The organism is Arthrobacter sp. KN11-1C (assembly GCF_052180225.1).
GTDB lineage: Bacteria > Actinomycetota > Actinomycetes > Actinomycetales > Micrococcaceae > Arthrobacter.
Genome location: NZ_CP197467.1, coordinates 738,801 through 752,483, shown reverse-complemented (window position 1 = coordinate 752,483; position 13,683 = coordinate 738,801). Strand labels below are relative to the sequence as shown.

Here is a 13,683-nt window from a genome sequence, read left to right as displayed (position 1 = left end):
GTCAATCGTTCCTGAGTACGTAGCTGTCCTTGAGTTCCTGGACCGTTAGGTGCCCGCATTCTGCAACCTCCTCGAGGAGCGGCCGGGCTTCACGCAGTTCGCTTTTTCGAATGCGTTCCTCCAGTTGCGCTGCAAGTACCGCGAGGCGGACGCCGCCAACCATAATTGACGAGGTTCGGAGGCTTAGGACCGCGTTCAGGGCCGCGGCGACGTCGCCGCGCTCGACGGCGGTCGCCAGGATTTCGTATCGCTTCGCCCAGAGTTTCGCGAAGTCGCCGGCGAACGTTCGCGCGATCAGCGGGTTGTCCACTTGATCTTCCAGGAGTTGGAATTCAGCCAGGTCCAGTATGGGAAGTTCGATAAGCGGGACGACGGGCAGCACAGCGGAGTCTCCGACCGACGCCGTATGGCTGGGGTCTGAATCCTCGTTGACCTCGCTGGAACCTGAACTGAACATAGCCCAATGCTACTTTCTGAATTCCGGAAAAACCGAACTTATGCTTATCTTAAGGAAATCTTAGGCCTTTCTTGATTTAACTCTTTTCCCTCCCGTGCGCCCCATTCGGAGAATGTGATATTGCTCTTAGCCTCCGCTGAAGGTGGCTATAGCGTTGATGACAGCCGGCCCCAGTATGGCGATGAACAGCACGGGGAAGATGAAGAGCAGAAGCGGGAAGAGGACCATCACCGGCAACTTCATCGCCTTCTCCTCGGCACGTTGGCGGCGCTTGACCCTCATAACCTTCGCTTGGACCCTGAGGACCCGGCTGATGGCAATGCCGTAAGTGTCCGCCTGAATCACGGCCTGCACAAAGCTTCGAAGCTCCGGGACGTTGGTTCGTTCGGCAAGAGCCAGATAGGACTCGCGGCGGCTTCGTCCAACCTGCATGTCCTGCAGCGTCCGCACCAGCTCCTCGGCCAGCGGTCCCTTCCCGTTTTCTCCAGCCCGGGCCATTGCTCCTTCAAAACCGAGGCCCGCCTCGACCGAAATGAGCATTTGGTCCATGGTATTTGCGAGTTCCAATTGCATGGCCTTTTGACGCTCTTGCCCTTTGCTGTACAGCATTAGGTCCGGGATAAAGTATCCGAGTAATACAACAAATATCCCCACGAGCTTAAGGATTCCGTTTGAGCTGTTGGCGCTGATGAGAAGCCCAAAAAGTGCGCCGAACAATCCGAGCACGGGTTTGGCTGCGAGGACGCGCCCCAAGGGGAGCGACGGCGGGCGGCCGGCCAACGAGAGGAGCCGGTCCAGCTTTTGGACGTAGCTGCCGGGAGTCAAACGGTAGCCAATGAGCTCGAGTGCACTGCCACGACTTTGTGGACCAGCTTCGGCAACGGCTGCGCCTTGGGTCAAAAGATCCCGGACCGCACGCTGGGCTTTGCGGTCAACCGACAGGAATGACCAGGCGAGGTAGGCGATAGGCAGAGGAACCAGGAGGAGGGAGATAAGAAGAGAGGGATTCACTCGTCACCTCAAAACTTCAAGTCGATGATCTTGCGCATCCAGAGACCGCCGATCGTCATGAGTATGACTGACAACGCGATCATTCCCCAACCAAGCGGCTGGGTGAACATCACATTCATGTAGCCAGGGTTGACAAGCAAAAGCATGGTGACGATGCCGAAGGGAAGCGCCATCAGGATGTATCCCGAGAATTTTCCTTCCGCGGCCAGGGATTTGATGTGTCCCTTGATCTCGCTGCGTTCGCGTATGGTCTCGTTGACTTGATCCAGGACCTCCGCAAGGTTTCCGCCCACCTCGCGGTTGATTTGGATCGCTTGCGCTATCCATACGAAGTCCTCGCTCTGCATTCGCTCCGCTGTGTCGTTGAGCGATGCCTCAAGATCGCGGCCAAGGCTTGTCTCCGTAATGATCCGGCGCATTTCCTCGGACGTTGGGCTGGCAGATTCCGTGGCGGCAGCGTCGATGGCACGCAGGATACTGTGCCCGGCCCGCAAGCCACCAGCCAGTAGTTGGAGCGTGTCCCCCAGCTGTGCATCGAATTTCGAGCGTCTTTTGCCGGCCAAGGAGCTCAGGATGACCCGTGCTACGAGGGGCGCCGGGATAAAGAACAGGAAGGCCACCAACGGACCGCCGATGACCAGCCCGATCAAGGCACCCACGAATGCACCGGCAATGACAAGGATGAAGAAATCCGCCTGGCTCATTCGCAGCCCGGCATTCTCCAGTTGTTCGCGGTTGAAGAGCTGGACATTGCGCCTGGTCAACACCCCGTGGACTGCGTCGGCGGCAGAACCCGCAAAACGCGTCAGCTGGGAGCCCGAGCCCACGTGGTAGGGCCGGCGTCGATCGAACGGAACTTCAGGGGTTTTCGGCAGGATAACGGCCACGCCGAGGAGCAGGATGGCTGAAAGCATCAGGGCCATTCCGGTCAAGAGCATCATTTTCCGCTCACGTCCTTGCTCCTGCTGCGGTTGCCAAGGGCGCGGCGAACACTCCGGGAGATACATGGATGCCCAAGTCATCGAAGCGGTCGATGAAGCGCGGACGGATACCCGTTGGGACCGGCCTTCCCAGAAACCTTCCGTGGGCGTCGACGCCTGCCGAGTAATCGAAAACAAAGGCGTCTTGAAGGGTGACAATGTCGCCTTCCATGCCCTGGACCTCGGTCACGTGGGTGATGCGGCGTGTTCCGTCCCGCAACCGGGAAATCTGGATGATGAGATTCACGGCGGACGCTATTTGCTCACGGATTGCCCGCAATGGCAGGTCCATGCCTGCCATGAGCACGAGGGTTTCGAGGCGCGCCACGGCGTCGCGAGGGGAATTCGAGTGCACTGTGGAGAGGGAACCGTCGTGGCCGGTGTTCATGGCCTGCAGCATGTCGAGGGACTCTCCACCGCGAACCTCGCCGACGACGATCCTGTCCGGGCGCATACGAAGCGAGTTCCTGAGCAGCTCCCTGATGGTCACTGCACCTTTGCCCTCGGTGTTCGGCGGCCGGCTCTCAAGCCTGACCACATGTTGCTGCTGGATTTGCAGTTCCACGGCATCTTCGATGGTGACAATCCGGTTGTCTTCCGGGATAAACGACGAGAGGACATTCAACAGCGTCGTCTTGCCGGTTCCGGTACCTCCGGAAACAATAATGTTCAACTTCGCCTTGACGCACGCATTGAGGAGCTCCGCCATTTCGGGCGTGAGCGTTCCGAAATCGATTAGATTCCTGATGGTCAACGGTATTTTGCTGAATTTTCGGATGGTCAGCGACGAACCGCCCACCGCAAGCGGAGGGATCACCGCATTCACTCGGGACCCGTCCTCAAGCCGCGCGTCAACGAGCGGGGACGACTCATCGATCCGACGGCCCACTTTCGAAACGATGCGTTCGATGACTCTCCGGAGGTGCTCCTCGGAGCTGAAACCGGAGTCCGTGAGGATCAGCTTGCCTTTTCGTTCGACGTAGATCTGGTCCATCCTGTTGACCATGATTTCGGTGACTTCCGGGTCGTCCAGCAAGCGTTGGAGCGGCCCATAGCCAAGGACGTCGTCCGCCACGTCCGCGACCAGCCGGCTACGCTCGTCCGCGGACAGCGGGACCTGTTCGGCGTCGATGATCCGGATGAGTTCTTCCCGGGCAGTTGACCGCAACTCATGCTCGCTGACACCCGAGTCGTTGAACCTCGCCCCCAACCGCTCGAACAACGCGGTGGCGGCGCGCACCTTGAGAGCAGCGAAAGCGTCCACGGGTTGCTGGGCCCTGAGCTTCGGCGAATCAGGGACGTCGGACAGCTTGACCGAAGTGTGGGGTTTCACGGCGCCGCCGGGCTTCCCGTCGGGAACTGGCCTGAATTGCTGGGTGGACTCAGCGAACGTCGGTTTAGGGGTTGAGGGTGCGCTCGCGCCAAGATCCACCCGGGGACCGGGAGAGGCTTCGGTCTTGTCCTCGGCGGCATGCAGCCGTTGAGACAGCTTCATTAGACGACGACCCTTCTGTGCAGTTTGCGCTGTGCTGTGGCACGCCACGTGGGATTGAAGCGGTCGACAAGTTGCTTGAGTCCTTTGACGGCAGGATCCTTCACCGAATCCTGGAGCACGGGAATCCCGCGGTTGGTGGAGAACGCTACGGCCTTCGATCGGGGGATGCTCACGTCAACCGGCGCACCGACTGTCGATTCGACGTCCTGGACCGACAGCCCCGACTTGGAATCAGCCATGTTGAGCACCACGTGCCGGGTTTCCGGAAGGAGGTTCAGCCTGCGAAGGATGTCCAGCCCCGAGCGAAGGCCCCGGACGCTTGGAACGTCCATACCGGTCACCCAGACGGCGTCGGAGCACTGCTCGAGGGCGGCGAGCCCGATTTCGGGCAGTCCGGGTGCCGTGTCGACAACCACGTACTGGAATTCATGGGCGAGCTGCTCGAGGAGCCTGCCCACTTGTTCCGGGGAGATTTCATCAGCTTCGACCGGGTCCTTCGGCGCACACAACGCATAGATGCTTGCTGGGTGAACGGTGAGAAAGGCCTTGAGTACCAGCGAATCCTGGCTGGCCGACGGCGTGACGGCGTCGGTAACGGTGTGCTCCGGATTGAGGTAGAGCCCGGAGGCAACATCGCCGAATTGCAGGTCGAGATCCACGATCACCACGCTCATCGGCGCGATCTTGCCCAGGCCCACGGCGATGTTCGTGGCAATGGTTGTCTTGCCCACGCCACCCTTGGGCGAAAAAACGCCGATCACCAGGCCCTTCGGCGAACCCGATTGCTTTGGTTCCCCGGTGCGCTGTCGGCTGGCGAAAGACTGGCACGCGCGCTCAAGCATGACCCGTATCTGGGCCAGGTCAGCATCCGGGCTCATGATGTCGCGGATTCCCGAGCGCATGGCTTGGAGGACGAACGCGGGATCCAGTTCACTGACAAGGATCACGCTCAGTTCCGGCAACTGCACATCGAAAACCGTGGCCAGGCGCAGGGCATCCTCCACGGGTACGTCGGGCCCAAGAATCAACACCTCGAGTTGTTCCTGATTGAGAGCGCCGAATAGTTCGGCTGGATCAGCGGGCAAAATGCTTGTGAAGAAGGTCTGCACGCTTCCGGGCAGGCCACCCGCAACGGCTTGGCGCAACCGTTGATCAAAATCGGTGTTGGGCGTTATCAGGACGAAGCGGCTCACTTGTATACCCCGCTCTGCTGCATGACGGTTGGGCCACTGTCTTTGGCATCCAACGGCTCTTTGCTGAGCCAGATCTTTTCGAACTCCGCGGCGAACACAATCTTGGACGCGTCAACATCACTCACGGCAACGGTCAGCAGGAGGGATCCCGTGGGGAATGCGCTGTCCTTCGAGCCGGCCGCACCGCCAGTGGGATTCGGCGTCGCTTGTGCGCTCGCGCCTGTTTGGGGGGCGCGTTGGACCATGGTCACGAGGACCTTGTGAATCGCCAGTTCGGTGGTTTGCTTGTCCGGCTTCGCCTCGATTCCGCCGCCGGACATGGAGATGAAGATTCCAATGTGGTCGCCGGGAACCAGCAGTCCCCCGACTACCCGCTGGGGTTCCAACTGGAACGAGACCTCCTGCAGCCCTGCCGGTACCTTGACGTCCCCGGGCGTCTTGAGTGCATCCGGGGCCACCAAGCGTTCGGCCACCAACGTCTCGCCAGCGACGAGGTCGACGGCGGCCACCTTGCCTGCCGAGTCCCCCAACGTGTGCAGCGCGGTCTTGGGGACCGCCGATTCCGGGAGTTGCTCGGTAACCAGAGAGTCCTTCATGGCGTCCACGGAAGTGCCGGCCGGGATGGCCGTCTTGACCACCAAGACGTCAACAGGGGCCAGGTTCTGGACTGCCCGTTGATCCGCGCCTTGAGCGTAGGAGAAGACCAGAATCACCCCGACGAGGGCCAGCACTGCCGCTGCCGACCCGGCCAACAAGCGTGACTTCACTTACAACTCCTGTGCTCAAAGAACGGATGAAAACTAGTTGGGGTCACGGGTCATCAGCCGCCGCACACCATGACTCCTACTCCTTGCATGGGGAAAGGCCCCGCGATTCCGGTGAGGGTGCTGAGGGTGTACTTGATGGTCACGGACATCTGGGCTCCGGCGACCGTGCAGCTGGCCGGACTGAAGGTGAAGTTCGCGTCTGCCAGTTGTGGATTCAATGACACCGCTACGTTTTTTGCCGCTGTCTTGGCGGCGGTCTGGTCATTTGAAATCGCCATGACGCGGACACCTTCGCGGGCCGCGTTCGAAAGCGACACCTGGACGTTGTAGGCCCTGCCGAATTCCATGATGCCGAGGAGCAACATGATCAGGAGCGGTGCAAGGATGGCGAACTCAACTGCCACGGCACCGCGCTCTGAAGACCTCGGCATAATGTTGCCCTCCCAGCGAACAGATGGTTCGGATCAAGCAGAGTGGCGGCCGCGTGAATGCTGCCGCCACTCGGGATTGCTTGGTGTGCCTTGCGGGCACTCTACGGTGAGCAGGTGCCAGTACCACCTTGGGTGGTGGCGGCCGCCCAAGTCTTGCCACTGGCTGAACACTGGACTTGGGAGAACGTCTCCCTGATCGTGCCGCCTAGCGCCGTGACGGCGAAGATGATGACAACTGCAATGAGCGCGACCATGATGCCGTATTCGACGGCGGTAGCGCCGGTCTCGTCGCGCCGCGCGTGAGACGCGGACTTCAGGAAGGCGGAAAACATTGATGCTCCTTGGTGTCTGGTACGAACGGTCAGGCGGTCGGAAACTATTACGGGCAGGTGGCCTTGCCGGGACCCGATCCTGCACTAAAGGTAGTTTTGCCAGACACGGAACACTGGACCTTGGTGAATGTATCTTGGACCGTCCCGCCCAGCGCCGTGACGGCGACGATGATGACAACAGCAATGAGGGCGACCATGATGCCGTATTCGACGGCCGTGGCGCCCTTCTCGTTGCGACGGATGCGAGACGCAGCGTTGGAGAAGAAAGTAAGCATGTGAAACTCCTGAGCGAGTTGAGGGTGGGATGGTCCAGCACCACCCCACAAGCAACTTAGCAACGCCCAACACACCGCGGCGCAGTCCTTGGGACATCCTGTGTCAAGACTCGCGATCCTGCGCATTTCTTGGGTTAAACCTCGGGAAACCGTTCAACCTTGGGCCCCCCTGCCGCACCCAAGGCCGGAAAACAGCGCAACGGAACTGCCGCCGTCGGGCCCTAACCGACCTGTCCGCGCCCCTCCAGGACGCTCGCTCACATAAATGCCCAAATCCCAAGACCCTCGCTCACATATGAAGGCGAATCTCAGCACCCTCGCTCACATCAACCGGGTGAGGGTCCGCCGGAAACCCACATATGTGAGCGAGCGTCCGCCGGAAACCCCACACAAGTGAGCGGGCATCCGCCGGAAAGCCCACATATGTGAGCGGGCGTCCGGGGAGGGAGCCCCCAGTTAGCCGGCTGGATGTTCGACGGTCACGGTGCCGGCGTCGCCGTCGACGGTGATCTGTTGGCCGCTCGTGAGCCGCTGGGTCGCGACTCCGGTGCCGAGCACCGCGGGTATGCCGTACTCCCGGGCCACGATGGAGCTATGGCTCAGCGGGCCGCCGACGTCGGTGACCACGGCGGAGGCCATGGCGAACAGCGAGGTCCACGCGGGAGTGGTGATGCGCGCAACCAGGACCTCCCCGGGCGCCATCTGGCCGAAATCCTGCGGCCCGGTCAGGACGCGCGCAGGAGCAGTGACCCGGCCCGCGCTGGCGCCGACCCCTTTGATGACGTCGCTTGGCTGGTCCTGGGAGCGCGCCGGCATCATTGATTCGAAGACGCCCTTCATCCAACGGGTCTCGGGCAATAGTTGCGGGGCAGCCGCCTTGGCCTGGCCCCGCCAAAGCATCTTGCGTTCCTCGACGACGTCGGCCCGGACGGGTCGGGCCGCCCCCGTAATCGCCACCGCCACCGGTGCGAGCGGCTCCGTCGTGCCCGACGGTTGCGGTGCGGCGAGGCCGAACTCGACGGCGCTTCGCAGCTCCTGCTGACGCAGCCAGAACACGTCGGCGGGACTGGCGATGATGCCGGAGTAGACCAGCCGTTGCCCGAGTTCGAGCAGCATCCGCCGGATCAACGGCCAGGCGAGCCCGACGTCGGCGAGCGCGTCTTCGCGGACCGGCGCGGACTTCTGCGCCCACCGGAGCAGACTGATGAACGGCGCCCTGCGACTCCGCCCGAGCCGGGTCCGTCCCAGGCGTGCGAGAATCCGCTCGGTCTGGTCTTCCCGTCGGGCGGCCGAAAGCCGCTGGCGCTCGTGCGGGTCTTTTCCGCGCCCCCGCAGGTAGAACTTCACCGTATCCAGCAGCGCCGAAGGATCGTCCGCCGGCACCTGGCTGGCGAAATCCAGATTGTAGACCGCATGGCCGAAGCGATCGAGATGAGCCTGGAAACGCGGACGCCACTGCTGCCACAGGGCCGGTTCCATCCCGGCAGGCGGGAGCCAGTTTCTCTGCGACTCGGCCAGTGCCGCCGTCGGTTGATTGAGGATCGCCGGGACCAGCCCCTCAACCTCCCGGGCCCATGCCGCGAGGTCGTACAGCGATTTCTCCGCACGGATGGGTTCACTGTCATAGCCCAGGAGGAATGTCTCGGCTGGAGGATCTCCCGCACGACGGATGAGTTTGTCGTAATACGCGCGGAAGGAGATTTCGCTCGTGGCCGCGATCGGAATGACTGACTCCACGGCTGTGTAGTACACGGTTCCGGCGTCGAGCAGCATCCGGACACCCTCAAGGAGTTCCTCTCCTGACAGCTCCCCCAGGGATTTCGCCGACCAGTCTTTGAGCACCTGCTTGTAGCGCGGATGCGAGAAATCACGCCAGCCTGCCATACCCATGTGCGCCTCGCCGCGGACCAGCGCGCGCACCGCGGGGACCACCTTGCCCATCACCCGCCACATTGCCATGGTGCGGTAGTAGTAATAGGCGTAACCGTTGATGGTGGGCAGTCCGACGTCGCCGTCCCTGACGACTTCGCTGCCGACGGCCTCGTTCATCAGGGCCTTGAGCGAGCGGGTCACCGAGCCGTCGATGAGGTCGGCGAACAGCGGTGAGAGCGGATCCGGCAGTTGTTCCACGATGCTCGCCCGGAAATAAAGCCCCTTCGGATACGGCAACGGCCAGGTGTCCGGAGTGTCCGCTACGGGTTCAGGAAGTGCCGTGATGGGCCGGGATTGCAGCATGAAGAAATCGCCGTCGGCCTGCGCCCACTCGATGTCCTGCGGGGTTCCGAAGTAGTCCGCAATCCGCGTTCCGTAACGGGCCAGCGCGGCAGCAGCTCCGTCGTCGAGCACGGCCCGGTTCCGAAGCGTCGCCGGGACCGGCTGCTCGGTGGTCCCTCCTTGATCCGGGACGACGCCGGAGCCGCTGCCGGAGCCGCGGTCCGCGTGGTCCGCGTAGACGGTCATGACTTCCTTGTCGGCCGTCCGGCGCGAGAGTACGCGGCCGGTTCGCGCCTCCACAACAAGGTCATCCGTGGTGACGGTTCCACTGACCACGGACTCCCCCAGGCCCCACGCGGCGCTGATCGCGATCTGGTCCCGCCGCCCGTTGGCCGGATTGGCGGTGAACATGACCCCCGCCGCCTCGGCCTCGACCATCCGCTGGACGACGACGGCGAGGCGGACATCGTCCGGCGCGATCCCTTCACGGTCCCGATAGGCCATGGCCCGCGCCGTCCACAGGGAAGACCAGCAATCAATGACGGCCGCATCCAGTGCTTCCGCGCCGCGGACGTTGAGGTAGGTTTCCTGTTGCCCGGCGAAACTGGCCGAGGCAAGGTCCTCCGCTGTGGCGGACGAGCGCACCGCAACAGGCGCACCGTCGCGGTCGCCGTTCCGAGCGCCGCCGACGGCGAGCCGGTCGCCGTCGCGGTCGTCGTCGCGAAGGCGCTCATACGCGGCGGCGAGCTCGTAGGCGATGGCGGCAGGCATGGTGCCGCCGGTGAAAAGGGCCCGGATTGCTGCCGAGGCGTCCTCGTAATCCTGCGGCGCCGCGTCCGACTTGAGCGCCGCCAACTCCTGGATGCGCGCCTGAATCCCATTGGCATCCACGAAGGCCCCATACGCCGCGGTGCTCAGCACGAACCCGGGAGGGACCGGCAGCCCGGCGCGAACCAGGTTGCCCAGCCCGACGCCCTTGCCGCCCGCCACGGCGACGTCGACGTCGGCCGCTTGGACATCGGCGAAGTTGTAGATGTAGGTCATGACCGTCGCTCCTTGTCGCGGAGACGCCCTCATCGAGCCTGACTCACAACATACTGCCACGCTGCCGGGCGGGAGGCGATGGCTGCGCTGGCCGGCTTCCTACCCCGGGTCCAACGCGCGGTTAATCGCCGCCTGGTCGCAAGCCTGGAGGACGCGAATGAACCCGTCCATGGCTTCCGGCCCACGATCCGTGTCCGCCACGCGTACAAGATGGGAGGCCAGGACCGCGACCTTGACGTTCGTCATGCTGCTGCAATTCACCAGCAGTTTGAAGGCGGCGTCGGAGCTAAGGAGCAACCGCCCCATCAGGATCCCGCGCGCCTGGTTGATGACGCCCCGCGTAGCGTTGGCGCCCGCGACGGCGTCACGCGCCGCCTGCTCGGTTTCCCGCCGCAGCGTGGACGTCAGGTCGATTGTTGTCCCCTCTACGGCGACCGTTCCCGAGGGGCCCAGTTGCGCATTCCCCGCCGTCAGCACACGACGGACATGTCCCTGCGCGTCGATGATCCGGTGGTAAATGCAGAAGTGTCCGCCCTCGCGGAATACCTGAGCCAGGATCTCCATGGCCGGCGGCCTGTCATCCGGGTGCTTATGGGACATCAGCAGCTCGAGCGTGGGCACAACTTCCCCTCGCTCGTAACCGTGGAGATTGAAGAGCCCGTCGGACCATTCCGCTTTCCCCGAGGATGGGTCAAAGAGGAAGGTTCCGGCCAGAAAGCCGGGGGCGCCCAGTGCACTCGAGTACGTATGGGGGCTGTCCAACATGGCGCAAAGACTCATTTCCTAAGCGTGCTTATTAATGCAGGGTAAAGGTACAGAATACAGCGCGTGTACGACGCCGGCCCTCACCACCGGCTCGCACCCGGACTCACGCCCTGCCCGCGCTCCGACCCCCGGCGCCGGCCCGCGCTCCGCTCCGGGGCTTGTTTCCCAGCCGGGCGCTTTTGGCGCCGGTACGGGAAACAAGCCCCGGTATGGGTTCAACTCAGCGGCTTAGTCCACGGTTCAGTCCTTCACCACCACCTTGCCGACCATTCCAAAGTAGTCATGCAGTGCGCAGATGTAGTCATACACCCCTGCCTTGTTGAATGTCACGGTGAACGTCACACCGGGCGGCAAAAGGCCCGAATTGAGCTGCCCGCCCGTGTAATTCGTCGGATCGCCCAGCGGCGGGAACGGGTTAGCCGGCTCGGTACCGAAAGTGATCGTGTGCGGCTCACCCATGCCGTTATTCACGAAGCTCACTTTCTCACCAACGTGAATGACCACTTTGGGGTCGATGAACCGCATGACCATGGCGACGCCGTCGTCGGTCCCGGCAATCACGGTGTGGCTGTCCGCCTGATCGCGGGCGTCGCTCCATTGCTGGTAGCCGTCACGGATGATGGCCCGTTCAGCCCGCTCCGTCCGGTTGTTGTACTGCTCCTGGCTGTACGGGTAGTCCGTGCCCTTGGCCCGCACATGCACGGTGCCCTTCTGGGCCGCCCCATGAACCAGGCAGTAGTACGTGAAATCGCCGGTATCCGGGAACGTCAGGGTGTAGGAATCAACTTCGGCGAACCCACTGTCCGAGACGTTCGAGATGACGCCGGAGTTGTAATAGGAGTGCCCGTCGTAGGACGTGCCGCCCTGCGCGGATATGTAGAGGGGGCTGAAAGGATTGAAGGGCTGGGTTGACTCGATGGTTTGCCCGGCGGCCAAGAAGGTGACCGTATGGATTTCGGCCGAGTTGGCCTCCCACGTGACCTTGTCACCGGCATTGATGAAAATGTTCCCCGGCAGGAAGGACATTCCTTGGATGGCCTGGTCCGACGATTCGGAGCCGACCTGGACAGTCCACGTCTTTGCGGATTTGCCGCTGTCCGCGGCTGCCGTGCCGCTGAGCGCCACTGGAAGCACCAAGGCAAGAAGCAAGATCATGAGCGCTCGAAGGCGCGGAAACATAAGGGGTTTTGGATGAGCAGTCATAAGACTCATTCCTTAGGTCTTTGCTGACCGGCTGTTTTCAGCCTGGAAATTTGAGGCGCCGGAGACCATGGCGTCGTTTGACGGTGACTCGGTTTCCTTGAACTTCCCTATGAACTTCAGCTCGCAGCTGCTGCCCATCCCCTGCATACGGTGCAGCACCACGACGATGGGGCCATGCAGGATCCTCCCTTGCTCGCAGGGATAGACGTCCAGCTCCGTGGGCTAAGAGCCCCCCATTACGGAACCGAAAGGACACGGCGAAGCCGGCCCATGTGAAGGCGAGAGATTTATCTCCCATCGTGCTCCTGGAACGTTATTTTGTCGAGACAAAACGGACTTCGTTGCGGCCGCTTTTGTGGCCGAATTGAGGCTTTCCCGGGGGCGTTTTTAACACAGCTGAGCGGTACTTTCCGGACATGGACAGACGACGGCGACTGTGGCTATCGGCGGGACTCGCCGTCCTGCTGGCGCTCGTGGTGGTCCTGGCCGCGGTCATCGCCGGCATCGGCAGGACATCGTCCGGGCCGTCGCCCTCCAGCGCCTCGGCGGGTGCTTCGGTTAGCCACACTCCATCCCCTACGAAGTCCCCCACCAAATCCCCGGCGCCGGCCGCTGCGGCACCCGCCCCGCCGACCATCCCCGAGCTGCCCGCGACCCCCATGAACATCCTGGTGATTGGCAGCGACAGCCGGGCAAGTGCGAGGGACCAAAACAACCAGACGGTCACAACGGGCCAGTAGTCGGACCAACGTTCGGATTGCCTGATGCTGATCCACGTTCCCGCGGACCGGCAAAAGGTCTACGGCATTTCGATCATGCGCGACAACTGGGTGAGCATCCCGGGCTATGGCGCATCCAAAATCAACGCCAGCCTTGAAGTTGGAGGCATCCCCCTCGTGGTCCGGACCGTCGAGGAGCTATTGGGTACGCACATCGACCACACCGTCATGCTGGATTTCCAGGGCTTCAAGGTCCTCACGGATGCCCTCGGCGGGATCGACGTCAATGTCACGCTGCCCTTCACCGCGAGCTTCGACACCCATCATGTCTTTGTTGCCGGCGTCAACCATTTGGACGGGGAAGCTGCCTTGGAGTTCGTCCGCGAGCGCTACTCGTTCGTGGACGGAGACTACCAACGCGTCCGCAACCAGCAAACGTTCCTCCGCGCACTCCTGGGCAAGCTCAGGGGCGGAATCCAGACTCCCGCCGCCGTCCTTGGCCTGGTCAACTTCGCCACGAACTACCTCACGGTGGACCAGGGATACAATCCGGCCTCAGTCGCAATCCTGGCCTACGCCCTCCGCACGGTGGATCCCGGCGCTTCCGTCTTCTTCACCCTGCCCACCGCAGGCACAGGCACCTCTGCGGACGGGCAATCCATCGTGGTGCCCGACTACGCAGGAATAGGGCAAGTGGCCGCTGCCCTGCGGGGCGGCACCCTGCCGGAGTACGTGGCCGCACATGGTTACTGAGTTTCTGATCAACACTCGCAAAGATCTTGATTGAATATTTAACT

General features: G+C 62.5%; 14 protein-coding genes. 2 read left to right on the top strand and 12 right to left on the bottom strand.

Annotated elements, in window-relative coordinates; all coding sequences use genetic code 11:
* Window position 1: 1 nt before the first annotated feature.
* The 12 genes from ACSBOX_RS03560 to ACSBOX_RS03505 form a co-directional block, all read right to left on the bottom strand.
* On the bottom strand, window positions 2-457 hold the full coding sequence (locus ACSBOX_RS03560) for an Hpt domain-containing protein (RefSeq protein ID WP_442544834.1): 456 nt from the start codon (window positions 455-457) through the stop codon (window positions 2-4).
* A 126-nt stretch (window positions 458-583) separates the two neighbouring features.
* The gene (locus ACSBOX_RS03555; protein WP_442544833.1) at window positions 584-1,468 is read right to left on the bottom strand and encodes a type II secretion system F family protein; all 885 of its coding nucleotides are present in this window, start codon (window positions 1,466-1,468) and stop codon (window positions 584-586) included.
* Between the two features lie 8 nt (window positions 1,469-1,476).
* Window positions 1,477-2,409: a type II secretion system F family protein gene (locus ACSBOX_RS03550; RefSeq protein WP_442544832.1), complete on the bottom strand. Its 933-nt coding sequence runs from the start codon at window positions 2,407-2,409 to the stop codon at window positions 1,477-1,479.
* Window positions 2,410-2,416: 7 nt separating this feature from the next.
* Window positions 2,417-3,943: a CpaF family protein gene (locus ACSBOX_RS03545; RefSeq protein WP_442544831.1), complete on the bottom strand. Its 1,527-nt coding sequence runs from the start codon at window positions 3,941-3,943 to the stop codon at window positions 2,417-2,419.
* The gene (locus ACSBOX_RS03540; protein WP_415988049.1) at window positions 3,943-5,136 is read right to left on the bottom strand and encodes an AAA family ATPase; all 1,194 of its coding nucleotides are present in this window, start codon (window positions 5,134-5,136) and stop codon (window positions 3,943-3,945) included. Before ACSBOX_RS03540 ends, ACSBOX_RS03545 begins: the two co-directional genes overlap by 1 nt.
* Window positions 5,133-5,903 (bottom strand): Flp pilus assembly protein CpaB, encoded by a 771-nt coding sequence (gene cpaB, locus ACSBOX_RS03535; protein WP_442544830.1) that lies wholly within the window; start codon window positions 5,901-5,903, stop codon window positions 5,133-5,135. Before cpaB ends, ACSBOX_RS03540 begins: the two co-directional genes overlap by 4 nt.
* A gap of 53 nt (window positions 5,904-5,956) precedes the next feature.
* A complete protein-coding gene (locus tag ACSBOX_RS03530; RefSeq protein ID WP_442544829.1) occupies window positions 5,957-6,334 on the bottom strand; it encodes a TadE/TadG family type IV pilus assembly protein in 378 nt (125 codons plus the stop codon).
* A 101-nt stretch (window positions 6,335-6,435) separates the two neighbouring features.
* Window positions 6,436-6,666: a Flp family type IVb pilin gene (locus ACSBOX_RS03525; protein ID WP_442544828.1), complete on the bottom strand. Its 231-nt coding sequence runs from the start codon at window positions 6,664-6,666 to the stop codon at window positions 6,436-6,438.
* Window positions 6,667-6,713: 47 nt separating this feature from the next.
* Window positions 6,714-6,941 carry a Flp family type IVb pilin gene (locus tag ACSBOX_RS03520; protein WP_442544827.1) on the bottom strand — a complete coding sequence of 76 codons (228 nt, stop codon included), beginning with the start codon at window positions 6,939-6,941 and terminating at the stop codon, window positions 6,714-6,716.
* A gap of 456 nt (window positions 6,942-7,397) precedes the next feature.
* Window positions 7,398-10,199: a PEP/pyruvate-binding domain-containing protein gene (locus tag ACSBOX_RS03515; protein WP_442544826.1), complete on the bottom strand. Its 2,802-nt coding sequence runs from the start codon at window positions 10,197-10,199 to the stop codon at window positions 7,398-7,400.
* A 99-nt stretch (window positions 10,200-10,298) separates the two neighbouring features.
* On the bottom strand, window positions 10,299-10,979 hold the full coding sequence (locus ACSBOX_RS03510; protein WP_442544825.1) for a PAS and ANTAR domain-containing protein: 681 nt from the start codon (window positions 10,977-10,979) through the stop codon (window positions 10,299-10,301).
* 225 nt (window positions 10,980-11,204) lie between these two features.
* Entirely contained in the window at window positions 11,205-12,167 is a 963-nt protein-coding gene (locus ACSBOX_RS03505; RefSeq protein WP_442544824.1) for a plastocyanin/azurin family copper-binding protein, read from the bottom strand.
* Window positions 12,168-12,583: 416 nt separating this feature from the next.
* Here ACSBOX_RS03505 and ACSBOX_RS03500 point away from each other — a divergent pair, with 416 nt between their 5' ends.
* Window positions 12,584-12,907, top strand: a complete 324-nt coding sequence (locus ACSBOX_RS03500; protein WP_442544823.1) for a hypothetical protein — start codon at window positions 12,584-12,586, stop codon at window positions 12,905-12,907.
* 24 nt (window positions 12,908-12,931) lie between these two features.
* A complete protein-coding gene (locus tag ACSBOX_RS03495; protein ID WP_442544822.1) occupies window positions 12,932-13,639 on the top strand; it encodes an LCP family protein in 708 nt (235 codons plus the stop codon).
* Window positions 13,640-13,683 lie beyond the last annotated feature (44 nt).

Coding starts and splice junctions, on each gene's coding strand:
- ACSBOX_RS03530 (WP_442544829.1), bottom strand. CDS start 6,334: ATGCCGAGGTCTTCAGAGCGCGGTGCCGTGGCAGTTGAGTTCGCCATC.
- ACSBOX_RS03545 (WP_442544831.1), bottom strand. CDS start 3,943: ATGAAGCTGTCTCAACGGCTGCATGCCGCCGAGGACAAGACCGAAGCC.
- ACSBOX_RS03505 (WP_442544824.1), bottom strand. CDS start 12,167: ATGACTGCTCATCCAAAACCCCTTATGTTTCCGCGCCTTCGAGCGCTC.
- ACSBOX_RS03550 (WP_442544832.1), bottom strand. CDS start 2,409: ATGATGCTCTTGACCGGAATGGCCCTGATGCTTTCAGCCATCCTGCTC.
- ACSBOX_RS03560 (WP_442544834.1), bottom strand. CDS start 457: ATGTTCAGTTCAGGTTCCAGCGAGGTCAACGAGGATTCAGACCCCAGC.
- ACSBOX_RS03525 (WP_442544828.1), bottom strand. CDS start 6,666: ATGTTTTCCGCCTTCCTGAAGTCCGCGTCTCACGCGCGGCGCGACGAG.
- ACSBOX_RS03495 (WP_442544822.1), top strand. CDS start 12,932: ATGCTGATCCACGTTCCCGCGGACCGGCAAAAGGTCTACGGCATTTCG.
- ACSBOX_RS03500 (WP_442544823.1), top strand. CDS start 12,584: ATGGACAGACGACGGCGACTGTGGCTATCGGCGGGACTCGCCGTCCTG.
- ACSBOX_RS03520 (WP_442544827.1), bottom strand. CDS start 6,941: ATGCTTACTTTCTTCTCCAACGCTGCGTCTCGCATCCGTCGCAACGAG.
- ACSBOX_RS03510 (WP_442544825.1), bottom strand. CDS start 10,979: ATGAGTCTTTGCGCCATGTTGGACAGCCCCCATACGTACTCGAGTGCA.
- ACSBOX_RS03515 (WP_442544826.1), bottom strand. CDS start 10,199: ATGACCTACATCTACAACTTCGCCGATGTCCAAGCGGCCGACGTCGAC.